At 40.0% G+C, this 24,657-nt stretch carries 22 protein-coding genes and 1 riboswitch; of the genes, 19 read left to right on the forward strand and 3 right to left on the reverse strand.

Going from position 1 to position 24,657, the window contains the following annotated elements:
- The first annotated feature begins 155 nt into the window (after nt 1-155).
- The 12 genes from AAEU30_RS09460 (at nt 156) to AAEU30_RS09515 (ending at nt 16,191) form a co-directional block, all read left to right on the forward strand.
- A complete protein-coding gene (locus AAEU30_RS09460; RefSeq protein WP_421960280.1) occupies nt 156-1,007 on the forward strand; it encodes a D-hexose-6-phosphate mutarotase in 852 nt (283 codons plus the stop codon).
- Between the two features lie 53 nt (nt 1,008-1,060).
- Nucleotides 1,061-1,621 carry a PH domain-containing protein gene (locus AAEU30_RS09465; protein ID WP_421960281.1) on the forward strand — a complete coding sequence of 187 codons (561 nt, stop codon included), beginning with the start codon at nt 1,061-1,063 and terminating at the stop codon, nt 1,619-1,621.
- Entirely contained in the window at nt 1,614-3,146 is a 1,533-nt protein-coding gene (locus AAEU30_RS09470) for a PH domain-containing protein (protein WP_421960282.1), read from the forward strand. Before AAEU30_RS09465 ends, AAEU30_RS09470 begins: the two co-directional genes overlap by 8 nt.
- A 204-nt stretch (nt 3,147-3,350) precedes the next feature.
- Entirely contained in the window at nt 3,351-3,482 is a 132-nt protein-coding gene (locus AAEU30_RS09475) for a hypothetical protein (protein WP_254911135.1), read from the forward strand.
- A gap of 81 nt (nt 3,483-3,563) precedes the next feature.
- On the forward strand, nt 3,564-6,395 hold the full coding sequence (locus AAEU30_RS09480; protein ID WP_421960283.1) for a TolB family protein: 2,832 nt from the start codon (nt 3,564-3,566) through the stop codon (nt 6,393-6,395).
- 229 nt (nt 6,396-6,624) lie between these two features.
- On the forward strand, nt 6,625-7,239 hold the full coding sequence (locus tag AAEU30_RS09485; RefSeq protein ID WP_421960284.1) for a SemiSWEET family transporter: 615 nt from the start codon (nt 6,625-6,627) through the stop codon (nt 7,237-7,239).
- 88 nt (nt 7,240-7,327) lie between these two features.
- Nucleotides 7,328-8,116, forward strand: a complete 789-nt coding sequence (locus tag AAEU30_RS09490) for a PhzF family phenazine biosynthesis protein (protein ID WP_421960285.1) — start codon at nt 7,328-7,330, stop codon at nt 8,114-8,116.
- A 149-nt stretch (nt 8,117-8,265) separates the two neighbouring features.
- Complete coding sequence (locus tag AAEU30_RS09495; protein ID WP_421960286.1) at nt 8,266-9,444, forward strand: efflux RND transporter periplasmic adaptor subunit; 1,179 nt, start codon at nt 8,266-8,268, stop codon at nt 9,442-9,444.
- Between the two features lie 14 nt (nt 9,445-9,458).
- On the forward strand, nt 9,459-12,635 hold the full coding sequence (locus tag AAEU30_RS09500) for an efflux RND transporter permease subunit (RefSeq protein WP_421960287.1): 3,177 nt from the start codon (nt 9,459-9,461) through the stop codon (nt 12,633-12,635).
- A gap of 161 nt (nt 12,636-12,796) precedes the next feature.
- Nucleotides 12,797-12,880: riboswitch (cyclic di-GMP riboswitch) on the forward strand.
- A 114-nt stretch (nt 12,881-12,994) separates the two neighbouring features.
- Nucleotides 12,995-13,564: a chitin-binding protein gene (locus AAEU30_RS09505; RefSeq protein ID WP_421960288.1), complete on the forward strand. Its 570-nt coding sequence runs from the start codon at nt 12,995-12,997 to the stop codon at nt 13,562-13,564.
- A gap of 116 nt (nt 13,565-13,680) precedes the next feature.
- Nucleotides 13,681-15,759: a S9 family peptidase gene (locus AAEU30_RS09510; protein WP_421960289.1), complete on the forward strand. Its 2,079-nt coding sequence runs from the start codon at nt 13,681-13,683 to the stop codon at nt 15,757-15,759.
- A 33-nt stretch (nt 15,760-15,792) separates the two neighbouring features.
- The gene (locus AAEU30_RS09515) at nt 15,793-16,191 is read left to right on the forward strand and encodes a hypothetical protein (RefSeq protein WP_421960290.1); all 399 of its coding nucleotides are present in this window, start codon (nt 15,793-15,795) and stop codon (nt 16,189-16,191) included.
- A gap of 34 nt (nt 16,192-16,225) precedes the next feature.
- Here AAEU30_RS09515 and AAEU30_RS09520 read toward each other — a convergent pair whose 3' ends face one another.
- Nucleotides 16,226-16,699: a Dps family protein gene (locus tag AAEU30_RS09520; protein WP_421960291.1), complete on the reverse strand. Its 474-nt coding sequence runs from the start codon at nt 16,697-16,699 to the stop codon at nt 16,226-16,228.
- A 359-nt stretch (nt 16,700-17,058) separates the two neighbouring features.
- On the opposite strand from AAEU30_RS09520, the gene AAEU30_RS09525 reads away from it, so the two are divergent.
- Nucleotides 17,059-17,268: a hypothetical protein gene (locus AAEU30_RS09525; RefSeq protein ID WP_290209904.1), complete on the forward strand. Its 210-nt coding sequence runs from the start codon at nt 17,059-17,061 to the stop codon at nt 17,266-17,268.
- Here the strand turns inward: AAEU30_RS09525 and AAEU30_RS09530 are convergent.
- Nucleotides 17,265-17,861: a PGAP1-like alpha/beta domain-containing protein gene (locus AAEU30_RS09530; protein WP_421960292.1), complete on the reverse strand. Its 597-nt coding sequence runs from the start codon at nt 17,859-17,861 to the stop codon at nt 17,265-17,267. The two genes, AAEU30_RS09525 and AAEU30_RS09530, sit on opposite strands and share 4 nt — an antisense overlap.
- Nucleotides 17,862-17,886: 25 nt before the next feature.
- A complete protein-coding gene (locus AAEU30_RS09535; protein WP_421960293.1) occupies nt 17,887-18,423 on the reverse strand; it encodes a YaeQ family protein in 537 nt (178 codons plus the stop codon).
- 382 nt (nt 18,424-18,805) lie between these two features.
- Between AAEU30_RS09535 and AAEU30_RS09540 the strand changes: the two genes are divergently transcribed.
- From AAEU30_RS09540 to ylqF, 6 genes are all read left to right on the forward strand, one after another.
- Nucleotides 18,806-19,204, forward strand: a complete 399-nt coding sequence (locus AAEU30_RS09540; protein WP_421960294.1) for a type IV pilin protein — start codon at nt 18,806-18,808, stop codon at nt 19,202-19,204.
- Nucleotides 19,198-19,659 (forward strand): pilus assembly FimT family protein, encoded by a 462-nt coding sequence (locus AAEU30_RS09545; protein ID WP_421960295.1) that lies wholly within the window; start codon nt 19,198-19,200, stop codon nt 19,657-19,659. Before AAEU30_RS09540 ends, AAEU30_RS09545 begins: the two co-directional genes overlap by 7 nt.
- Entirely contained in the window at nt 19,637-20,059 is a 423-nt protein-coding gene (locus AAEU30_RS09550; protein ID WP_421960296.1) for a prepilin-type N-terminal cleavage/methylation domain-containing protein, read from the forward strand. The genes AAEU30_RS09545 and AAEU30_RS09550 overlap by 23 nt, the downstream gene beginning before the upstream one ends.
- On the forward strand, nt 20,056-20,658 hold the full coding sequence (locus AAEU30_RS09555; protein WP_421960297.1) for a hypothetical protein: 603 nt from the start codon (nt 20,056-20,058) through the stop codon (nt 20,656-20,658). Before AAEU30_RS09550 ends, AAEU30_RS09555 begins: the two co-directional genes overlap by 4 nt.
- A 23-nt stretch (nt 20,659-20,681) precedes the next feature.
- Nucleotides 20,682-22,922 (forward strand): hypothetical protein, encoded by a 2,241-nt coding sequence (locus tag AAEU30_RS09560; RefSeq protein ID WP_421960298.1) that lies wholly within the window; start codon nt 20,682-20,684, stop codon nt 22,920-22,922.
- 253 nt (nt 22,923-23,175) lie between these two features.
- Nucleotides 23,176-24,129 (forward strand): ribosome biogenesis GTPase YlqF, encoded by a 954-nt coding sequence (ylqF, locus tag AAEU30_RS09565; protein WP_421960299.1) that lies wholly within the window; start codon nt 23,176-23,178, stop codon nt 24,127-24,129.
- Nucleotides 24,130-24,657: the final 528 nt, after the last annotated feature.

The raw sequence follows: 24,657 nt of genomic DNA on the forward strand, positions 1-24,657 counted from the left end.
TTATTTTATTAACTGTTTTTATCAGCTAAGTTATATGTTGAGCGTGACTAAGTGAGAAATTATAACTTTGTGGCAAAAAGCATTAATTAATATTTACTAATTGGGGAAGTATTGGGTAAGGTATTACAGGCTTTTTCATTATTATGGGACGTATTATGAAGTTATCTCCATCTGTAAGCATTGAACAATCGGACTCTGAATTAGAGTATATTAATGTCGCAAGCGACTATTGCAGCGCCAAAATTTTTCTACAAGGTGCGCAATTAACCGAGTTTACACCGAGTGGAAAAAAGCCGCTGATTTGGGTTTCAAGCGAAGAAGATTACCAGCAAGGTAAGAGTGTTCGTGGCGGTATACCAATTTGTTGGCCTTGGTTTGGGGTAAATCCAAATCCAGATTGGCCTATTCATGGTGTTGCGCGTACCAGTTTATGGCGTGCAGATGAGGTCTCGGAGCAAGATAACGAGATACGCGTTAGTTTAACGTTACCGATGACTCAGGTAGATGAGACGTATTGGCCGCACAAATCATCTCTTAGAGTTGAGTTTGTATTAACTACAAAACTTGAAGTGCGTTTAACAACGACCAACTTAAGTGAGCAAACAATTACTTTTAGCCAGGCGCTGCATACTTACTTCCCAACACCAGCCATTGAAGACACCAAAGTCGATGGCCTGCAAGGTTCTAAGTTTATTGAGTTTGGTGAAGGCCCATTCGATCAAAACGAACTTGTTGGTTTTGCCCGTGAAACGGATATGGTCTATACCCAAGCCAGCGATACACAGCGCATAATCACGCCAGATGGAATTATTGAAGTTGGCCGTGAAAACTCAAGTTCTTGTGTGCTTTGGAATCCGTGGATAGATAAATCAAAACGTTTATCTAATTTTGCCGACGATGAATATCATACTATGCTGTGTTTAGAGGCAGCTAATGTGATGGATGACAGTGCTGTTGTTGAGCCCGGGCAAAGCCATACACTCGCCACGACAATTAGCTGGGTTTAAGCTAACTTAAGCCAACTTACACTGATAAGTTGGCTTTTGAAGGAAAATGTAACGTGTTTGAAAACCATCAACTTGACTGTTTACCGCAACACCAGTCTATCGAATTTAAGCCCCTCGCAAATAACGCATTATTGCATGCACAATTGAGTTGGTTATTATTTTACGTCCCTTTGATGGCTGTGTTAGCCGCGGTATGCTTTTTCAACCAGAATTTTGCAAATGCGGCACAAACACCATTAATGATTGGCTTGCCGATAATTTTAGTAGTGTCGTTAATTTTTAATTTAATTAGTGTGCGTTTGAAAGGTATAGCAGTTCGTAGCCATGATATCGCGTACCAAAAAGGAGTTATTTGGCAGCAAGTAACCATTTTGCCGCTTTCACGAATACAGCATACTGAAATACACAGAGGCCCGCTTGAGCGAAAGTTAGGCTTAGCAAGCCTGCGTTTATACAGTGCGGGTGGCATGAGTGCTGACTTAAACATTAGTGGCTTGAGTCACACCGACTGTAAAGATATCCGTCAATTTATACAAGATTACACTCAGCATAAACAAGCGCCTGAACAATTACAAAGCAGCCAATCAGTTAGCGCAGAATCAACAAATGAATAAGCAGCACTGGCAACGAGTATCGCCGTGGGCGTTGCTGTACTTTGTAATACATTTTGCTTATCGATTTATTAAAGACGGTATTTTTAATTTATTACCCATTGCGGTTGTATTTGTCACTCAAGTTCAAGATAAGTTGTTTTGGGGCAAAATCGGTGCGTCGATTGCTGTTGTGGGGCTTTTGTTGTATTCGTTTGCTTATTACGTGAATTTTAGATTTTGTATCACCGATGATCACGATATTTTACTCAATAAAGGGGTGTTCAAAAAAGAACGCCTAACGCTTAGCTTTTTGCGAGTACAAAACGTGAATGTGGCAGAGCCATTTTATTTTAAACCGCTGGGGTTAGTTAATTGTATTTTTGATGCTGCTGGCAGCGTAGCGCAAGAGGCTGTGCTTCCGGGGGTTACTCAAGCATATGCTGAAGATGTACGAGAGCAGGTGCTCACTTATAAAGAATCGCAGCAAGTAGTTGAAGACCAACAAACGGCTGACAGTGAAAAAGTTGCAGAAACCCTATACAGTTTAAAATTGACCAATAAAGAAGTCGCTAAGTTTGGCTTAATGTCTAATATGGCGATACTTGCACTGGCCGCTTTAGCGCCATTTATGAATGTGCTGTTTGACTTTTTTGAACAGGCAGTGATTAACCGCTTGGAAGCTTTTTATGAGCAAGAAGTGGGCTTGCTGGTTAATGCAGCTGCATTGGCGGTATTTTCAATATTGTTTATGCTAGTCATGCTAGCGGTTTTGCTGTCGGTTATAATGTCGTTAATTCGGTTTTATAACTATGAGTTGTATTTTCAGGCCGGTAAATTTAAGCGTATCTCTGGCTTACTAGAACGTCATCAATTGTCGGTGAGCCTTGAGAAAGTACAATCAATTGTAATTAAACAAAATCTGATTGCGCGTATGCTACAGCGTTACACAATACAGTGTTTTCAAGCGACGAGTGGTTATGTTACGGGAGCAAAGAGTAAGCAAAGTTTGGTTATGCCGGTATTAAAGCATGAGCAAGTTAATCAAACACTCCAGCGCGTTTACCCTTGGTTACGTGAAGCGAACTTTGATTTTAAAGCATTGAAATTTAAAGGCGTTGAGCAAGCACTACTGTTTAAAAACCTCCTGTTTTACTCATTGATACCAAGCCTCTTGTTTGGCCTATTCAATTATTACGTAGTGGCTAGCCACACTTTATATAGTATCTGTATTTTGGCGGTGTTGAGCTGCTTAGTGTATCTATCGTATAAGCGCTACGGCTATTACTTTTATCATTATCAAGGGCGCTATTACGGTATTTTTAGAAGTGGAATGCTGGGTGTGCAGTATCGAGTATTTGAGCTGTACAAAGCACAAAGTACGCGTGGAGTTAACACGTATTTTATGCGAAGAGCAGGGGTGAAAAGCTTGTCTATACAACTAGCGTCGGGCAATGTTAACTTACCTTATCTAAAAGCAACGTTGGCAGATGAAATTATAGACTTTACTTTGTTTCAAGCTGAGTCAGAGCAGCGCAATTGGATGTGAATTCCAATTGCAAATAATTATCAATTGCATTGATCTATTTTAAATACTCATTATACTAACACCCTCACTAACTCATTTGTTGTGGAGGTTATGATGGTTTTAACGCTCTGTTTAATCGCTTTTTGCTGCATTTTGGTTTTAATGTGCCATATTCGTTGTCATAAAAAACCATCGCTGATTTGCGCGCGCTGTGGTGTACTTGTAGTGGGTAGCTTAATCACATTGGCTATGTACAGCGCAGGCCTTGGCGCATTACGTACCGTATTGGTGTTCGTTGTATCTGTGTTTATAATCAGTATGTTAGTGAGTTTAGTTCAGCCGCTAGAGATTGATTAACACGCTTTCTTACATTTTTATGCTCTCTTTTATTGCTCGTTATGACCATAATAGTTAAAAATAAAACTATCAGGGATCATGATGAAAAAAACACTTCTTACAGCTTGTTTATTAGTCGCGTGTAATGTCCAAGCTCAGTGGCAAACTATTTATACTGAGCATTTTAACGTTCACTATACTAACGATAATCAAGATTGGGCACGATCAGCGGCGACTGAATTAGAAATTGTGCGCACTAAAGTGTTAGAGCAACAAAATCGAGCGCTTGATAAAGCCGTTGATGTTGTCATATATGATCCCCTCAATAGTGCCAATGGATTTGCCCTACCTCCTTCTGAAAACCCTATGATGGCTTTGTTTACCACGCCACCTCAGTCAGATACGGTTATTTCGAATAGCAGTGGCTGGCAGCAACTATTAATTCTGCATGAATACATTCACCTAGTGCATTTAGCTCAGCCAACCCGAAGTGATTGGCGCCAAGTTGTGCGTGGTGTATGGGATATTTACGATTTAACTTATACAGCAATGCCCCGCTGGGTCGCTGAAGGCTATGCAACTTTACTTGAATCTAAAATGACAGGCCGTGGACGGCTATTTGATAATTACTCAGATGCTATTCTAATGGAATTTGCGCAACAAGGTTCATTACCCAGTTATGGCCAGCTCAGTAGTACTAAAGGCAGTTATATGGCTGGCTCGATGGCATATTTAATGGGCGCTCGTTTTTTATATTGGCTAGAGAACACCTATTCAGAACACACTTTAGATGCTGTGTGGACACGGATGCAAGGGGTTAAAAAGCGTGATTTTGATGAGGCATTTAGTGGTGTTTTTGGTGATTCTGCCAGAAAAGTTTATCGACGTTTTATTGCTGAATTTACGTATAAAGCAATGGCAAAAGAGCACACTGAAACTGAGCTAAATAGCGAGCTATGGCTTGAGATAGATTTTAGCGCTAGCAACCCTACACTGTCACCTGATCAACAGCAATTAGCCGTCGTTGAACGTGATAAAGATGGTAAAACCCAGCTGGTTATTTATAGTACGGAGCATAATACAAAAGCAGCTGAGCAGTTCGCGAACGATCAAAAAGACTTATTAGCTGATGACCCTGATGATATTGCAGATAAAAAGCCCGCTGTTTTTAAACGTAAGCAAAGGCAGGTACTCAATCAGATCAATCGTGCAGGCATTCAAAACCCACAATGGCTTAACGATGAGGTACTTTATTTTGGTGCCTATACCAATAATGATGCTGTTGAAAATAGCCGAGTAGCAGATATTTATAGCTTTAATACAACCACAGGCCAGGTGGAGCAACTTACTAAGCTTGCAGGGCTACGTCGTTTTAGTATTACAGGAAATGGTCAGACACTTTATGCAGAACGAGCAAGAGCAGGTTACTCTGAATTAGTTAAGTTTGATCTACTAACCGCTACTGCGATCCCTTTATTCGAAAAAAGCTTAAAGAACGTATACGATTACCCAGTTTTAAGCCCTGATGAGCAACAACTGGCTTTTCTAAAGACAGAGTTGAATCATAATTGGCAGTTGTATATACAGGATCTGAATGGGCAAAATGCCCAACCAGTGCCTATGCCACATGGCTATCAGTACCTCTCACAACCTAGTTGGAGTGATGACGGTCAATCATTGTACTTTATTGCGGGGCTGAATAGCTCACTTGATATATACCGTTATGATCTCATAAGCAAAGACCTTTACAAACTTACCCAAGGCCAACAAGCAGTTGCTAACCCAATTGCAATGACGGATGGCTCAGTATTGTATCTTGCTATCACCAGTGATGGACCTGACTTTTATCAGCTTAAACCTGACAGCGAGACTCTACTTGTAACAGATTTTGCTACTGACTCTATTGCTCCAACCTTTATGGTTTCGCAGTCGGTACTACCTCCAGCAAAAGTCTACACCGCTGCGCTAGGGCAGCAGCATGATTATGATATCTGGCAGCAAAACAGCACGCTGGCTGTAGGTGCGCAATATAGCTCAGCATCTGCAGCGCTACTTAATTTAAGTCTCAAGGGAAGTGATTTATTAAAGCAGTTCGATTGGCAAATTGGCTATAGTGCTGATTTGCATGATGACGCTATAGCAGGAGGGTTTGCCCAGGCAAAGTATAACGCGAACGCAATAAAATACAGTGGCCAACTTTTCTCTTTTGATTTGGACAGCGCAAAACAATATCAAAGTGTCGATATACAAAAATATAGCACCAAGGGAGGTTACCTTGATGCCAAATACCCGCTTAGCTTTGGGCAGCTTAAGCTAACACCAACACTTGCTTACAACTACTCTGAATTTGACACTCATACACGTACAGGGGCTTCCCAGCAATGGCTGCGAGCGGGTATTGCGCAGCGCTGGGAGCATGATCGACAATCATTTGCTGTTGGGCAAAGTTTCAAAGCGCGCTGGTACGAAGGTGAAATAGAGCATGAAGATTGGCAGGGCTATGATATTGCAGCCAATGTTTTTGGTAAGCTAGCCGATATCCCAATGTATTTAAATTACCGACAACAACATCGAGATAATGCAAGTTTAGCTTTAGGGGGCTTTAGTTCTTCACTTATTAGCCCAAATACTCATGCTGAGTTTGTGTTTGCCCCTGAGTTGCCTTTTTACGCTACCACTGCTGAGCGCTATCAAGCATATGGTGGTGGTATCAGTGTTGCTGCTGGGATGCCATGGTTTTACTATCAACAGCACCAAGTTGATAATGCCGTGTTTGCGCAAAGTTATGGTATTAAATGGCAAGGCGAGTTTGGCTTTGGGTTAGGCATTGCAGGAATTAACGACCTTAACTTTGATTTTGGCTTAGTTAAAGTTGAAGGTGATAGCGTTGAAGATGAGCTTAGAAGCTGGTTAGGCTTTTATTACTCGCTTTAACCTCTTGAAATTATTTTCCAGCAATCTCAATTGTAAACTTGTGGCAACTGTAAGGCTAAGTTGCCAGTTTTAAGTTGTTTTAATTTTAACCAAAGGTTGCTTGTTAATCTCAGCCCTATACAATGCCGCGCCTAAAATAAATTCAGTTAAAACAGTTGTTTACATAGTGTTTTTGCTTGATTTATATAATAGTAACTTATTAACCATTATGTAACTAGCGAGGTTTGCTTTGGCGCATTATTTGCCTATTTTATCATCTTTTATTTTAGTGTTTAGCTTCTTACCGCTTCTAAATAAAATTCGTAAAAATCGCAGTGTATCGGGACTGTCATTATTGATGATGAGCTTTGGTGTAGCGCAAAGCGTTTATTTTATAACCTACAATTTATATTTTGAACGCTTTTACATGGTGTTACCATTTGTGGTGACAGGCAGTTTAAGCGGCTTAATTTTATATTACTTTGCTCGCTACAATGCAAAAAAAAGAGAACGAATTCAATTGACTGCTATGCTTGGTTTTTCTCTTTTGCCATTTTTTTTATTATTAAACCCGCAGCTTGAGACGGCTCAGGTGCTGACCTGGCTAACATTTGTTGGCTTGATCATGAGCTCGGTGCGCGTTATGCCGCAAACGTACAAAACCCTGCGCAGTGGTGATATTAGTAACCTAAGTGCCCGTTATTTCAGCTTGCAGTTTATTGCCGGTGTGTGTGGATTATTTGCTGAGCTTGCAATGGCATTACCAAGCACTTCTCATATTCTAACGTTTGTAATGATTTTACTAACCAATGCTGCTCAACTTGGCTGTATTCAATACTATAAAATGCGTCCAGTCCCGGCTTAGTCCAGCAAAAATGAAATAATTTTGATGTTCAATTAGCTCAGTGTATGGCAGTTTATTAGAAATATGTTTCCATACAGTGAGCTTTTTAATGCAATTAACTATTCATCAAATAGATGCATTTACCAGTGAGTTATTTAAAGGCAATTACGCTGCTGTTATTGATTTAGAAGCGTGGCTAAGTGATGAGTTAATGTTCAAAATTGGCGCTGAAAATAACGTCTCTGAGACCGCATTTACCTATCGCCAAACAGATGGTAGTTTTGCTATTCGCTGGTTTTCGCCGCTCATGGAAATAGACTTTTGTGGGCACGCCACTTTAGCGGCCGCGTTTGTGTTGTGCGAACAATACAATTTATCGCAAATTCGCTTTAAGGCAGCGGCTGTTGGTGAGCTAATTGTCGTGAAGAATGCTGATAGTAGTTTTACTATGACCTTTCCAAAGCAAGCACCTGTTGAGGTAGATAATAAACCAGCAGAGTTGCTACAAGGCTTGTCTATACAACCAGTTAAGGTGTTGAAAAATAGGCAAGCTTACTTTGCTATTTATGAAAATGAGCAAGATGTTTTTGACTTAAAAACTGATTCAGCATTACTTAAAACCTTACTCCCACTGGACGTTGTTGCAACAGCTCCCAGCGTAAAATATGATTTTACCTCTCGTTATTTTTGGCCTGCCAGTGGTGGCGATGAAGATTTTTTAACAGGCTCTATTCATACTGCTCTTGCGCCATACTGGGCGCAACAATTAAATAAAACCTCTTTAAGTGCTTATCAGGCATCAAGCCGCGGTGGCCATATGCAATGTGATGTAGGTGAACATACCGTGGCCCTAACAGGGCACGCTGTACGTTATATGCAAGGCACTATTTTCCTTTGATTTAATCTCATTTTTTACTTTATTGAGTCTTAATCACGAGTGTTATTAAACCGCGTATATATTTTTGTAACAGTTGCTTACAAATGTCATGTTAATGTTTCATTCAGCTCTGTTATTATGGCTCCAGTAAAAATTAAGGGGTATTAATAATGCGAACAACTCTATTGAAGTGGGTGTTGCCAATTGTTGTGTTAAGCGTTGGTATTGCTGGCTTTGCAGGAATAAATGCGATTGCACAAGAACCAGAAACACAAGACGTTGTAGATACACGACCGGTTGTTAAAGTAGAACCGGTTGCTGCGAATAATCATCAAGTTGTGATTAACAGTTATGGTGAAGTTAAACCGCTTGAGAGCACTCGCTTATCAGCGCAAGTCTCAGGTGAGGTAGTAAGTTGGCATCCGAACTTTGTAGCTGGTGGTATTGTGGCTCGTGGTGAAACCTTATTTACAATAGAAAAAGATAACTACGAAGCAGCTTTATTACAAGCTCAAGCAGAGCTTGCTCAAGCTCAAGCACAATTAATTGAAGAACAGGCGCAAGCACAAGTAGCCGAAGATGAAGCTAAGCGTTTTCCTGGTAAGGAGCGTACCGCGCTCTTTTTACGTAAACCACAAGTGCTCAGTGCTGAGGCATCCGTTAAATCTGCTCAAGCACGATTAAAGCGTGCGCAACGCGATTTAGATAACTGTGAAGTTACAGCCCCATATGATGCACTGGTTGTGAGCCGTGAAATTGGTGTTGGTCAATATATTAATATGGGCACGCAAGTGGCTGAATTAAACAATATTGAAACAGCTGAAGTTATTATCCCAATCGCAGGCTTTGATAGTGTGTTTTTACCTGAGCGTGTTAAAGGTATTAAAGCGACGGTAATGAAAACAGGTTTGCATGGTTTCAGCCGTGAAGCAAAGATTGACCGTGATTTAGGTGTAGTAGACAACGCGACTCGCATGAGTAGTTTAGTTGTTCGTATTGATGACCCATATGGCTTAGTAAATAAACAGCATGCAATTAAATACGGCACATATGTACAAGTTAATTTTGCCGGTGCAATGCTGGAAAATATTTATCGTTTACCGCAAGAGCTGGTAAACAATCAAACGGTATGGATTGTAAATGCTGAACAGCAATTAGAACCACGTAAAGTAAAAGTGATTCGTGAAGAGGGTGAGTATTTTTATATTAGCGATGGTTTAGAGGCCGATGACCAGTTGGTAATGACTCTACCTGAATATCCGCAAAAGGGGATGGCGGTTAAAGTTGCTGGTGTTCAAGCTGTTAAAAAAATTGATGCACTCGATAGTGCAGCCACTGAAAAACTATAAAAGGTGACTGCGTTATGAGTAACACTGAACTACCAAAATCAGAGCAACCAAATGTTGCCCCTGCAAGTACAGAAAAGCAAACAGGATTAATAGCCTATTTTGCTAATAACTCTGTTGCTGCAAATTTAATGATGGTTTTCATTATTGTGATGGGCATCATTAGTTTTTTCACAATTCAACGTCAGATGTTCCCAAACATCGAAGTTAACTATATTACTATAAACGCAAACTACCCAGGTGCTTCGCCCCAAGAGATGGAAGAGAGTATCTTAATTAAGATTGAAGAGTCTTTAAAAGATATTACTGAAATTAAAAAAGGGACCTATCGCGCATTTCGCAATGGGGGGAGTGCACAGCTTGAAATCAATACCGATGTTGAGTTGACCGATGTACTCGATAAAGTAAAACTGCGCGTCGATGGTATTGCTACTTTTCCTGCGGGGATGGAGCCGGTCACCATAAGTCAGGTTGAGTTTCGCCAAGATGTAATAGGTATGACACTCGTTGCTGATTTACCTTTGTTTGAACTTAAACCTATCGCGAACCGAATTGAAGATGAGCTACTGCAGCTGTCAAATGTCTCATTAGTGCAAAATGATGTGCCACTGGATGAGATAGCAATTGAAATTGAGCCAGATACGTTACGTCGTTATAACCTTACGTTAAGTGAAGTGGCCGCAGCTGTGCGCCGCTATTCAGCAAACTTTTCTGCAGGACAATTAAAAACCGATGCAGGTGTAATATCTGTAAGGGTTGAAAACCAGCTTTACTCTGGTGAAGAGTTTCGTCAAATTCCAGTTAAAATTGGCGCTAATGGTGCCAAAGTATTACTGCAAGATATCGCTGTTATTAAAGATCAATTCACAGAAGGTGAGCGTTACTTTAAGTTCAATGGTGAAAATGCCGTTTACTTATCAGTGAAGGCAACGGAGCAGCAAAGTATCATTCCTGTTGCAGATTCAGTTAAAGCATTTATCGAACAGAAAAATAAAGAGCTACCACCAGGTGTGCGTTTAGAGCCGTTAATGGACTTCACTTATTACCTGAATGCGCGTTTAGATATGATGGTAAGTAACTTGATCCAAGGTGCTATTTTAGTAGCCATTATGCTATCTATTTTCTTGCGCTTTAAGCTTGCACTGTGGGTAATGATTGGTCTGCCTGTATGCTTTTTAGGTGCAATGATGATGATGCCGCTGTTTGGTGTAACCATTAATATTCTGTCGTTATTTGCCTTTATTATGGTGCTAGGGATTGTGGTGGACGATGCCATTGTCATCGGTGAGAGCGCCTATACCGAAATTGAAAAGAAAGGCGGTGGTGTTGTTAACGTGGTTAATGGTGCTAAAAAAGTCGCAACGCCAGCAACTTTTGGTGTACTCACCACTGTGGCTGTATTCGCGCCATTTACTCTATCAACCGGTCCTGAAAGTGCGTTCTTTTATGGTATTGCCGTTGTGGTTATGCTGTGTTTAATTTTTAGCTTAATTGAGTCAAAGCTAATTTTACCAGCGCACATCGCACATACTAAATTTCCACCAATTAAGCCGGATAGTTGGCGAGCACGTTTTAATAAGCGCTTTTTTGGCTTTGTGAATGGCCCATACAGACGCTTTATTGTGCGCTGCGTTGAATGGCGCTGGGCTGTGTTTTCTTTATTTGTTGCTCTGTTAATTATTACTTTTGCGTTGATAGCATCAAACCAAGTACGCACTGGGTTTATGCCAAAAATACCGCATGATTATCCACAAATTAATTTAGAGATGAACGATAACGTATCGGATATGCAAACCATTGAAGCAATACGTGAAATTGAAGCAATGGTTATTGCTATTGATAAAGAAACTGAACGTGAATATGGGCAAAAACTGATTAGAGATGTACTCGTGTTTAACCAAGGTCGCACAGAAGCACAATTGCTCGCTCCTTTGGTTGAAGAAGATTTACGTCCATATGATGCATTTGAATTGTCGCGTCGCTGGCGTGAAAAGATGCCAGTTATCGCCGGTGTTAAGTCGTTAACAATTTATGATGATGTAAATGGCCAAGGGGGTGGCGATGGTGAGTTTGGTTATTTACTCTATGGCTCAGACATCGACACGTTAAATGATGCAGGTCGTCGGTTTATTCAGCTATTGCAGCAGCAAGAAGGTTTGTTTGATATAAGCTCAACCATTGACCCCGCGAGCAAAGAAGTGCAAATGAGCTTAAAGCCAGTGGCTTATGACTTAGGTCTAGACTTAGCAACGATAGCTAACCAAGTGGGCGCTAGTTTTTACGGTGGTGAAGCGCAACGTGTTATACGCCGTGGCGAAGAAGTACGCGTTATGGTGCGTTATCCTAAACTCACTCGTGAAGCATTTTCTTCACTTAAACATGCCGTAATTACAACACCTCAAGGTAAAGAGGTGCTATTAGGTGATGTAGTTGAGCTTACTGAAACACCAGGGATCAGCTATATTCGCCGTGAAGGTGGTTATAGAACGGTTTACGTCTACGGTAATATTGACGAAGAGGTTATTGAACCAAATGAAGTGATAAACCAGGTAAAAGATAAATTATTACCCCAGCTTAAAGAAGAGTTTCCAAGTGTAAAATCAGAACTTGGTGGTGCAATAGAAGAGCAGCAAGCGCAAGCTAATCAACAGGTAATGTTTTTCTTTGGTGGCATGATTCTAGTTTACATTTTGCTCGCTGTACCACTAAAAAGCTATGCCCAACCGCTGATAGTGATGTCAGTAATTCCATTTAGTTTAACGGGGGCAATTTGGGGTCACTTCTGGTTTGGGCTAGATTTAACGCTAATGTCTGGTTTTGGGATTATAGCTGCCGCAGGTGTTGTAATTAATGACTCACTGGTAATGACTGACTTTGTAAACCAAGCCCGTCGACAGGGGATTGCAGTTAAAGATGCTGTAATTGAAGCTGGCTGTGCGCGTTTTAGACCAATATTACTGACGTCAATAACAACGTTTGCAGGCGTGTTACCCATTATGTTTGAGACTAGCCTACAAGCACGGTTTGTAATTCCAATGGCGGTAGCACTTGGCTTTGCGGTTATGTTTGCAACGTTGATCACCTTGGTGTTGGTACCGTGTTTATACATTATGATGAGTGATATAGGTGCGGTGTTTGGAAGTCCATTTAGAAGGCTTAAAAAACTTTTTAATCGAAACAGACAAACCGCGTAAAAAGCGACAACCTAACTATAAAAGCCAGCACCAATGATGCTGGCTTTTTTATAGCTGACAATTAGATATCCGCTTTTTGAGTGTTTGTAGGTTTTAAGGATTGGTTTTTATTTTTGGTTACATTCTTTTGTTTGATCTTTGTGGAGCGTCACTTTATACTTCAAACGTTTTGGCAAACTAATCGAAAGGTTAGGACGCAAAGCCTCCGGTCTAAGGTTTAGTACTAAGATAGCGGGGTTGCTGCACGGGTAGTCTCCTTCACTGTGTATCATTTAGCTAAAACTAGTAAAAAAGTATTTATTTTGTTCTGTAAATGTTGGATAGTACCTATTAAGTATTCATAAGGTGTTAGTTTGTTTATGCATTCGTCATTGGCCTGTGGAAAATGGTCGGCAATAGGTTGCTTAAATCACCATACCCAGTTATTTATTGGCGATATGGTGACAGTGACCTTTTATGACATGCAAGGAGAGCTAGTCGATTTATCGTTTGATTATAAAATCACTAACAGTGAGCAAGGTGAACCACAAAATTGGCCTCGTCGCATTGCCGAGCACATTAATATGTATATCCCGTTAATTGAGGCGGGAAAAATGACAGAGCAGGGGTTGGTAATTGGCTATCGCTCTAATCAAATTTACGCGTTGGATGGCAGTGGGATCACTCGAGCGGAGCTAACATTCCATTGCGTTGCTCAATGCGATGATTGGGAGCAAGCTAAGCCTGCGTATGATTACATTTACCCTGATAAGAGCAATGACTACAATGCAGGGGTTAAAGTATTACAGCCAAAAACAGGAATGATTTATAAATGTAAACCGTGGCCATTTGACCGTTTCTGTAAAGTAAAAGAAGAAAATAATCCATTGTATGAACCGGGTGTTGGCCAAAGCTGGGATTTAGCTTGGCAACAAATGCCAAATAATTGAACTGTTCCCCCTAATGCTATTTAGCATTTTCGGCCCACTCATTTGAGTGGGCTTTTTTATGGGATTGGAAAAGTTATGATAAACTCACAGTAACAACATTTTTTATTGGTTATTCTGTGTCTCTATCAAACGTATCTTTGTCTTTATTACCTGACGCCCCTGTAGCGCGTAAACAATCACATTCTTTAATTGCGCATGAGAAAAAGCGTGTCGATGAATACTACTGGATGCGTGATGATGAAAGAGAAACCCCTGAAATACTCGAACACTTAAACGCAGAAAATGAATACTGCGATAAACAACTCGCGCCAATTAAGCCCTTTCAAACGCAATTATTTGATGAATTAAAAGGCCGAATAGTTAAAGACGATAACAGTTTTCCGGTGAAAGATGGTCAGTTTTGGTATCACGCAGAAGTGCGTGGCGATGATGAATACGCTCGTCACTATCGTAGTAGTGATATTAGCAGTAATGATAAACAACTTCTGTTAGATGTTAATGAGTTAGCTGATGGCTATGAATTTTATGACTTAGGTGAAGTGGCGATCAGTCCTAATGAGCAACTACTTGCTTACTCAGAGGACACTGAAGGTCGCCGTATATACACCGTAAAGTTTAAAGTGATAAGCGATGACTGCTTACTTGACGATGTACTTGAGAACACAGAAGGCCAAGTGGTTTGGGCTAACGATAACCAAACAGTGTTCTACGTTAAAAAAGATTTAAAAACCTTGCTAGGCTTTCAGGTTTACCGCCATGTATTAGGTACTTCTCAAGATGACGATGTCTTGGTATATGAAGAGCATGATCGCAGCTACTTTATGGGCTTGGGCAAAAGCCGCGATGAAAGCTTAATTATTATTGATTTAGCAAGCACAGAAACCAATGATACCTGGGTGCTCGATGCCAATCAGCCAAGCGGTGAGTTTTCACAGTTAATGCCTCGAGAAGAAGGTCACGAATTTGATGTTGATAAGTTAGGTGATACTTTTTACATCGTCACTAATTGGCAGGCAAAAAACTTTCGCTTAATGACAGCGACACAAGCAACGGTAGCAGATAAAAGTCAGTGGCAAGAACACACCCCGCACCGTGAAGATGTGCTGCTTGAAGGTGTTGAAACGTTCGATAAATTTTTAGTGCTAACTGAGCGCGAGCTTGGTCAAACGCGCTTTGTAGTTGTTAATCAGCAACAGCAGCGTATGACCTTGGAGTTTGATGATCCTTGTTATTATGCTGCGGTTGCTATGAACCCAGAAAGTAACTCTAAAACAGCACGTATTTATTATTCAAGCCTAACGACACCAGGCTCTTTATATGAGGTGAATTTAGCAACGGGTGCAAAAACCTTGTTAAAGCAGCAGCAAGTATTAGGCGACTTCAAAGCTGAAAACTATGCCTCAGAGCGATTAATGGTGACTGCTCGAGACGGCGAAAAAATTCCTGTTTCATTGGTTTATCGCACAGACTTGTTCACACAGGATGGCACTAACCCGTTATTTCAATATGGTTATGGCGCATATGGTATAACCATTGATCCCAGCTTTTCGAGTACCTCACTTAGCTTATTAGACCGTGGCTTTGTTTACGCGATTGCTCATGTTCGTGGTAGTGAAATGCTAGGACGAAATTGGTATGAACAAGGTAAAAAGCAACATAAACAAAATAGTTTTAGCGATTTTATTGATGTCACCAATGCCTTGGTTGAGCAAGGCTATGGGGCAAAAGATAAGATATTTGCATCGGGTGGTAGTGCGGGTGGTTTATTAATGGGCGCGGTGGTTAATCAAGCGCCAGAATTATATTTAGGCATAGGTTGCCACGTACCGTTTTTAGACGTACTGACTACCATGCTTGATGAATCTATCCCTCTAACGACTAATGAGTATGATGAATGGGGTAACCCAAATGACCCTGAGTATTATGATTTAATAGCTGCATATTCTCCGTATGATAATATTACAGCACAGGCATACCCAAATCTCTTGGTGACAACAGGCTTACATGACTCGCAAGTACAATACTGGGAGCCAATGAAGTGGGTGGCTAAAGTACGAGAGCACAAAACGGATGATAATATTCTAGTATTTAAAACTGATATGGATGCAGGTCATGGCGGTGCATCAGGACGTTTTAAGAGCTTAGAAGAAAAAGCCTTAGAAATGGCCTTTTTTGTTAGCTTAATTAATAAATAGCCCTTACAGCGGGCACTTTCGATAGGTAAAACAATGTTTGATGCTCATGGTGATTGGCAATACTCGATAGAACCACCAATTATTTATATAAAAGTGATAGGTTGTTTTAATCGCGAAGGCGTTCAAGCTTTCACTAAATCAATTTTTTCGGACCTGACACAACTGCCTGCTAACTCAATTGAATATGCCATAATTAATCTGGCAGAGTTTGAACTTGCCACAGCTGATAGCTTAGCCGTTGCTAAAGAATATTTTCATGGTGTTAAGGCACGTGGCTATAAACGGGTCGACTACCTTCAACCAAGTTTAATTGCAAAAAATATGCTGGAAAATATCTGGAGTGGAAATGACATGGATATTCAGTTTTACTCATCCATACAAGAGTATCTCCAGCAATATCCCGATCACCAATACGTGAAAAAGTGGCTTTAAATAACAAGGCCCTCATTTGAGGGCCTTGTTATTTTTAATCTAAGTATGCTTTTAACATCCAAACTAGCTTTTCTTGCTCGGTGATGTAATCACCCATCAGAGACGCTGTACCTTCATCATCTGCCTCGCCAGCTTGAGCTAAAATTTCGCGCTGCATTTTAATTAATGTGCTGTAACCCGCAAGCAAGTTTTCTACAGCAGTCACCCCATCGCTAATACCTTTTGCTTCTTTAATCTCACTGATCTCTAAATAATCAGAGAAAGCATGCAGTGGTGCACCATCAAGCGTTAAAATACGCTCTGCGATTTCATCTACTTTTAAAAGTAGTAAGTTATAAATTTCTTCAAATTTTACGTGAAGTTCAAAAAAGTTGCGGCCTTTGATATTCCAATGAAAGCCACGTGCGTTCATGTACTGAATTTGATAACTGCTCAACAGAGTATTTAGTGATTTTACGATATCTTCACTTTTTGCGCTGTTAAGACCAATTGCGTTTACCTGTGACATATTTCTCTCCTAAAATAAACTGATAAGTGTTCTCGGTGACTGAGGTTAAAGTATCACCGATCACTGTTAATCTGTAAAATGGTTATAATCAATGATGGAGATAGATTTTACCTATCATTGATTGAGTTTAATAAAATATTTGCTATCCAAACTTATAATAGACATGGGACCTAATTTTGTAAAAACCACCCCTAGTAATATAAACACTCAATTGGTAAGTAAAAATTAGATGAAAAATATGATCTACAGCAAACTTTTTATCGCATTGTGGGTTGTGATGTAGCAGAGTTGATTTAGGTCAATAGTTTGTTTTTTAGTCGGCTCATACTAAGCCCAGTTACATAACTGGGAGAGTTCACATGCAAGCTAAAACAGAAAAAGAAAGTAAAATGGAGTTGGTTGTTATTGGTATCGCACTGCTGGCATTTGTTGTTGGATTAGTGGGCCATTTAGCGGGCGCAAGTTTTGCAAACTTCGACACCTTTGGTTATATAGCAGCACCAACCCCATTGATACTAGCAATCATTGCATTTGTTGCTTATAAAGTGGCTGCTAGTGCAGAGCACTAAACAAGTAAACTGACAATATAATTCATCACTTGGCGTGAGTAGATCATACCTGTGTGACTTAAATGAAACACTTTATGCTCTGCCATGCCATTGAGTTTGGTCTCGTCTAGCAGTACAGTGCCATCGGATTGACTGCCTTTGGCTATTAATGGCATCAAACCTAAAGGCAGATCGCCAGCGATACTGTAAAGTTTGGCATCAAATGGCCAATCCCCATTTTTAGACAGTAAAAATTCCACACTGTTTTTTAAAAATACATCAAAGCCTTTTTGTTGCATCTGATGCGCAATATGGCTGCCTTTATGTGGAGTACCTAAGGTGATGACCTTTGTAACATTAAGGCTTTGATCTGATTTCGCTTCTAGGTAAGCGCGTGCCACCAAGCCGCCCATAGAATGGCAGACTAGCGCAGTGTTTTTGTCACTTATAAAGGCATCTATTTGCTTAAAAATAGTGTCACGATCAGGTATGAGAGTATTATACGTTAGATTTAGGATGCTCAACCCAGCTTTTTCAAGGCGTGAGCACAGCGGGCGCATGACAAAGCCAGACATATACAATCCATGTAATACCACAACTTGTTTAACAGCCATACGCCCTCTTATTCTATTTAACCCGTTACATTAATTGTACTGGTTTAATCTCAATGTTAACTGAATCAGAGCTCACCCATACTTCACCATCTTGAATCGTAATGGTTAGCGATATATTGCGATCAACCAATGCGGCAAGTGCTTGAGTTGCGGCAAAGTCTAAACTATAAATGCTCAGATTCTTAAAATCATATAGTTTAGGTTGATGTTTTTGCCACCAAGTAGCTTGGTTATTTTCACCATAAGTATAGAGCACGACGTGTTTAGATTTATTACAGGCTTTTTTAAGACGTTTTTCATCTGGTAAGCCTAGCTCCACCCATAACTCAATCTCATCGCTGTAGTTTTTATGCCAAAGTTCAGGCTCATCATCAGCCGATAAACCTTTAGTAAATTCTAAACCATCACAGGCATTGAGTGCATACGCAAGCAAGCGGATCATCAGTCGCTGTTCGTTTTCAGATGGATGCTGCGCCAAGGTTAAATTAAAATCTTGGTAAAGGTGACGGTCCATATCGCTTAGCGATAATTGCGCTTTAATAATCGTAGATTTAAGAGCCATAACAGTTTATTTGAAAAAATTTGCGCCAGTATAGCGCAATTAAACAGTAAAAAACTGATGATGCTTTAAGTTCTGTTATTGGTATTAAATTAAGTCTGTAGAGTTATATCTGCATCTGATTTTTAGCTCAGCTGCTGCGGTTGATCTAAGTTTAATAAAAATTGTAATACTATTGAGTAGAGCTCTTTTGCTCAGCGAGGTATAAATTATTATGTAAAAGCTATAAATAGTTTCTTTTATAACCAATAGTTATTACCAAATATCGTTTCTCTGAATGTATAATAGAAGTTTGTGATGATAAACTGGTAACAACATAGGCCCAAAGTGTTGGTCCTCCTTGAGTTTATAGCTATAAATTGTCTTTTAATGGAAAGGTGTTGTAATGAAATACTGTTCTGATCAGTATAGTAGCTGTTATAGGCAGCTAGGTTTTACCTTAATTGAGTTGATGATTGTACTGGCTATTACAGCAATTTTGGCAACAATTGCATTACCATCTTACCAAAATTACATTGAGCGTAGTCGTGCTCAAGTTGCAGGTGCGGATTTAGTTGCGCTCTCCGTTGCACTAGAAAACCACTTTCAACGTCAATTGAGTTACACTGGTGCAACAACCACTAATGTGAATTGGTATCAGGCTTCTACTGATTACACTATAACCATGACTCTTACCGCTAGTACGTATAGCCTAAAAGCAACCGGCTCTGAATGTAAACTCACATTAACTCATGAAGGCACTCGTACCTTGTCAGGAGAGTGTGGTGGGTTGAGCTCTTGGTAAACAAACAATCGGGCTTGTCTCTTATTGAGTTGATGGTGGTTGTGAGTATTATCGGTGTATTGGCACTGGTTGCTGTGCCTTATACAAAAGCATGGATTTACAATGCACAAATTAATGATGCTAAAAGCCAACTGAATAGTGCTTTTAAACAAAGTAAAGCATTGGCTCTACGTAACCCTATAGATGCCAGAGGCGATAGTAGTAGCGCTTCTTGTATAAGCCTAACGAATAATAAGCTAGAAGTTCGAGAACCTAATGGAAATAATTGTTCAGGAATAGTTATATGGCAAGGGAAATGGCCAGAAGGTGTAGATTTAAGCAACAATAACAAAAATATAACGACTATCTTTATCAATAATCGTGGAGCCGTGTTAAGTAATAATATTCCCCTCAATTCAAATTTAGATTACGCATTAAGCAAAGGCAGTGTGAATGATACCGGTCAACTTTACTAACGGAGGAACTTATCAAAGAGGTATATCTTTAATTGAAGCCATGGTTGCAATGTTGATTCTTGGTATTCTTTTTCTGGGAATTGCGCAAGTACTGGCGCGTGGACTTGTGAGTCAGCGTTATATGAATACTCAAAACTTAGCTTTGTTGGAAATGCGAGAGCGTTTACAACAAAGCAGCGAAACAGATCTATGCACAAATCCGGGCAGTTTAAATTGGGTCGGTATTGTACCCCTGACGGCGAACTGTAATGAATCTGAGGTGACTATTTCTGCTGGCGGTATTAGCGCACCTGTAACTGCTTATTCTATTACTTTATCTACAACAGAAAATGACACCTCAAGTGAATTATTTGGTGGCGATGGAGTTATTCGAATGTCGGACGAGCAGGAAGTGGATTGAATAAGCAACACGGTATATCGTTAATCAGTTTGTTAATTGGGTTGTTAATCTCTTCTATTACTTTGATAGGGATGATGATGATTTTTCGAAATACGATACAAACCACAGTACCTGCATCTGAATCCTCTCGCAGCGATGGTGAACGTGTATCAGCTTTGCTATCTTCGCACATGTTATTACAAGATGCAGGCTTTGGGATCACAGATGCGGCTTATAATACACATTTACGTATATTAAATGATGATACGTTGGTGGCTTTAGATGCACTTTCAGGGTCAATAGCCACAGGGAATACAATTGTGTGGTTAAGTGATATTGCTGGCAGCATACAATGCAATGGATTACGTGCAGATACAAGTGGCGGTTTATGGCGAGTATCTTGTGATAATACGATGGGTAACATTACTCCCAATACTCGACTTGTCTTACCTTCTCAATATTCAACCGACGATGTTGAGCCAATTACAATAGTGGCTACACGCGCCCCTTGTTGGCCATTTGGTATCGGAGTTGAGGGGAGTATTAAAATTACGCTAGTTGTGCAAAATTCAACAGAACACTTTATAGATAGCTCTACGTGTATGGTTAATTTTGTATAATAAGTGAGCAAAAAATGAATGCTATGAAGTTTAATAAACCATTCAAACAGAGTGGAGTTGCCACCATTGCTATATTACTTTTTGTTGGCGTAGCAATATCAGTCGCAGTATTTGGCGCCTTTAGAGCTGTAGAGGGGTCACAAAGTCAAGCTATGACCTTTCATGCTCAAACTCAAGCCCAACGAAAAGCTTGGATAGGTGTCGATATAACATCAAAATATCTAAGCTCTTTAAGTAGTGATAATTTAGAAACATTGATTGAAGCTTTACCCTCAAAGTCAGATTCAGAGCTGTCACAGCAAAAGTTAAATGCAGAAGTTGGGGATGAAAATATACAATTGTATATTTATAAAGAAGAGGTTGGTGGTGATGTATTCGTTTATGCAGAAATCACAGGTGAAGCTGCAAAAAATTCAAAGGCGCATGCTACTTCTACGATTGAAGCTGTATTTGAAATGCAACAAAGTAGCACCACAGAGACCACTTCATGCTCAGTAAACAGAACCGCAGTTATGCGTGGAGTAACTAATTTAACTGGCGGGGGAACGAACTTTATTTCTGGGGATGCCTTATCTGATATCGCTGTTGAAGGAAGCTTAACGCTGGGTTCCTCTTCAAAAAGTGGCATATCAGGCTGCGCTAGCGGCGATGTTACTATGAGTGGTGGTGGAATTAAAGATAATGCAACTTTGCTCGTTGGAGGAGAGTTTAAGGTTGACTCGATGTCTCAACCAAATAATGCAAGTGTCTGGGCGCGTGATATTAATATCGGAAATACAGGAAGTGGAGATTATAACTTTCTCCGTGCAGGTGCATATACCACTACTGTATTAGATAAAACTGGAATAGTAATTGGTAAGGGTGATGTTGGAGGCAAGCTAATCACAAGCACTACAAAATCCTCTCTTCCTTGGATATCTGGTACTTTAATACCGACCAAAAACATTCCTTTTGTTATAGAAATGGATACTGGTGGGCAATTGTTGGTTGATTTGAGCGAAGCTATTATAGATGAAGTCAGTGGGTTTGTTACTGGGCATAAATATGAGGTATTGGAAGGTGAAGGGTCTTTACCTTCCACATTACAATTTGAAGCAAATAATATTTCTGGCGGCAGTATAAACATATATGACTTAAACGTTAACCAGCTCTGGGGACATAGTATTTCCGCTGATGGCTATGGTGCTAACTATAATACGGTTCTATCAAATGGTGATTTTAATATGGGTGCTGGAGATATTGGAACATTGGTTGGCGGAGGGAACCTAACAGCTAGTAAAGGTGGATGCAATAGTAGTTCAAACTGTTGGAACACCCCCAGTTTTGCAAGCCCCAGTGAAATTGCCGGTTTATTTAATGTACCTAGCTACTCTGGAAGTGTAGATCTTAACAATCTAACACAGCAAGTTTCGCATCTTAGTCCTGGGTTACCTGGGATTCCATTCTGTGACACAAGAGTTGAACAAGTTGTTGCCGAAGATTTTAAAACATCTGCTAATTATATATTTGAAGAGATAGGTACTAAACGACAATTAACCATTCAGAATGTGACATTATCGGATGGTACTGAGCTAGATGGGGTTTATAATTTACTGACAGATGATATGCGTTCATTCAATGGGCAGCAATTTTTAACCTGTGGTTGGGGCAATAATCATTGTTTTCGAGATTATAGTGTTTGGGAATTAGATGGGATTTCTGCTTTTCCTCCAGGAGTTGCTTGGTTTGATAGCTCACTTAAAATTAATGGTGTGGGTAGTAATAATGCTGTAAGTGGTATAGGAAACGATCTTCTAAATACTTTAATTACTGTTGGGAATGTTGAGTTAACTAGCTCAGGACATGGTGATATTATCGCTCCCAATTTTGATGTTGTGACTCTATGTCAAGGCAATATTACTCCTACAAACCTTTGTAATCAAAGTGGTGAGTTAGTTGGTGATGACAATAGCGGCTTGCCTATTGCCAATTCAGCTATTGTTTCAGAAGAGTCTTTAGATGTTGCTGGTTGGAGTATAAATGGCCATGTTACGCTTGGTAGTGGAATCACAACGACAGGAGCTAAAGTTATTATCAATGGAGGCTTAGTTGTCGGATCTAACAGCGATGCAAGTACTACTGTCGGCCAAGGGGGCTTGGAAGTTAACACTCAGAATTTATCTGAAGATCAATTACAAACTTCATGCACTAATGATAATGGAACCAATGAAAGCACTGGTATCCAGCTCAAAGGAAGTGGTCCAATTTGGACTCGATATCTATAAATAGTGCATATATTAAGGTGAGTTAAGGGTAAGCTAAGCCTTTAGTCATTTCTCAATTATTAAAAGTAATTACATAACTTATAGTACATAGGTAATATTGGTTTGATTACTGTTTTATTTTTAAAAACACTAAATCACTCTTCTGTAGTAAACTACCCAATATTAGTTGAGGTGATAAATCGAAATTATTCACCCAGTACCCCACACAGTACCCCATGGTGTTATGGGTTGAATTAAAAGGTTTAATAATCAAATGAGTAGAGCAGGAATACAGTGGTTCCCTGGGCACATGAATAAAGCCCGTAATGAAATTAAAGAAATCATGCCACAAATGGATGTGATCATTGAAGTGCTTGATGCGCGCATTCCTTACAGTAGTGAAAATCCTATGGTGACGAGTTTGCGCGAAGGCAAGCCGGTCATCAAAATCTTGAATAAGGCGGATTTAGCTGACCCTAAAATGACCCAAGCGTGGAAAGATTATTTTGAGCAAGAAAGTGGTGTAAAAGCTATCGCGTTCGGTAATGATAAAGCGGGGCAGGTTCATAGCATTAACGAATTATGTAGAAAACTAGTGCCGCATAAGGTTGGCGCGGATAAGCAAATTAAAGCCATGATCATGGGTATCCCGAATGTGGGCAAGTCTACGCTTATTAATACTTTAGCAGGTCGTATAGTTGCAAAAACAGGTAACGAGCCGGCGGTAACGAAAGCACAGCAACGCATTAAACTTGAAGATGGCATTATGCTTTACGATACGCCGGGTATGTTATGGCCAAAAGTAGAAAATGAAAACTCAGGTTATCGCCTTGGTGCTACAGGGGCTATTCGTGATACGGCGCTTGATTATGAAGAAGTGGCCAGTTATACCGCTGAATATTTATTGCATGCCTACCCAGAACTTTTAAAAGCGCGTTATAAAATTGATGAATTACCGCAAAGCGATTGGGAGTTTGTTGAAATGGCGGGTAAAAAACGTGGCTGTATTCGCGGTGGTAACCAAATCGATACGTATAAAATGTCAGAAATTCTAATTAATGAATTACGCGATGGCATTATTGGCCGTATTACTATGGAAACACCAGCCATGCGTGAAGAAGAGGAAGTGATGGTTGCTGAACTTCGTGCTGCAGCTGAAGCTAAAAAAGCAGCTAAAGAAGAAGAGAAAAAGCAACGCCGAGCGCGAGCACGTAAAAATCGTCGTTAGTTTTTGCTAAGGCTCTTCAAGCCATAAATCACAGACATAAAAAAAGCCCGTAAGGGCTTTTTTAGTTTCATATCAACCGTCACCGATATGAGCAATGTAGCAAGTAAATAGTAGGAGCGGTTACCCGTTATCAACATCAAGGGGCGTTGCGATTAATAACAGGTAACCATAGCTTTAACGTGGGCTACACGTTGTTTCAGGGTCGAGAAACAAATTCAGTTTATTCCGTACAAGCCGTTGTGTTTTATCGCCTTGTTAATATTGATTATCAGTTAGATTTAGTAAGGTGTCAACATCTATTTGAAAATAATTCTCATTAAGTTTTGGTTGTTGGGTATTTCTATTTAATTTAAGTAGTTACAGGAGAGAGAATTAATTTTTATAGGAATTTGAGGCATAAAAAAAGCCCGTAAGGGCTTTTTAGTTTCATATCTACCGTCACCGATATGAGCAATGTAGCAAGTAAAATAGTAGGGCGGTTACCCGTTATCAATATCAAGGGGCGTTGCAATTAATAACAGGTAACCA

The organism is Pseudoalteromonas mucoides (assembly GCF_049257175.1).
Lineage (GTDB): Bacteria > Pseudomonadota > Gammaproteobacteria > Enterobacterales > Alteromonadaceae > Pseudoalteromonas.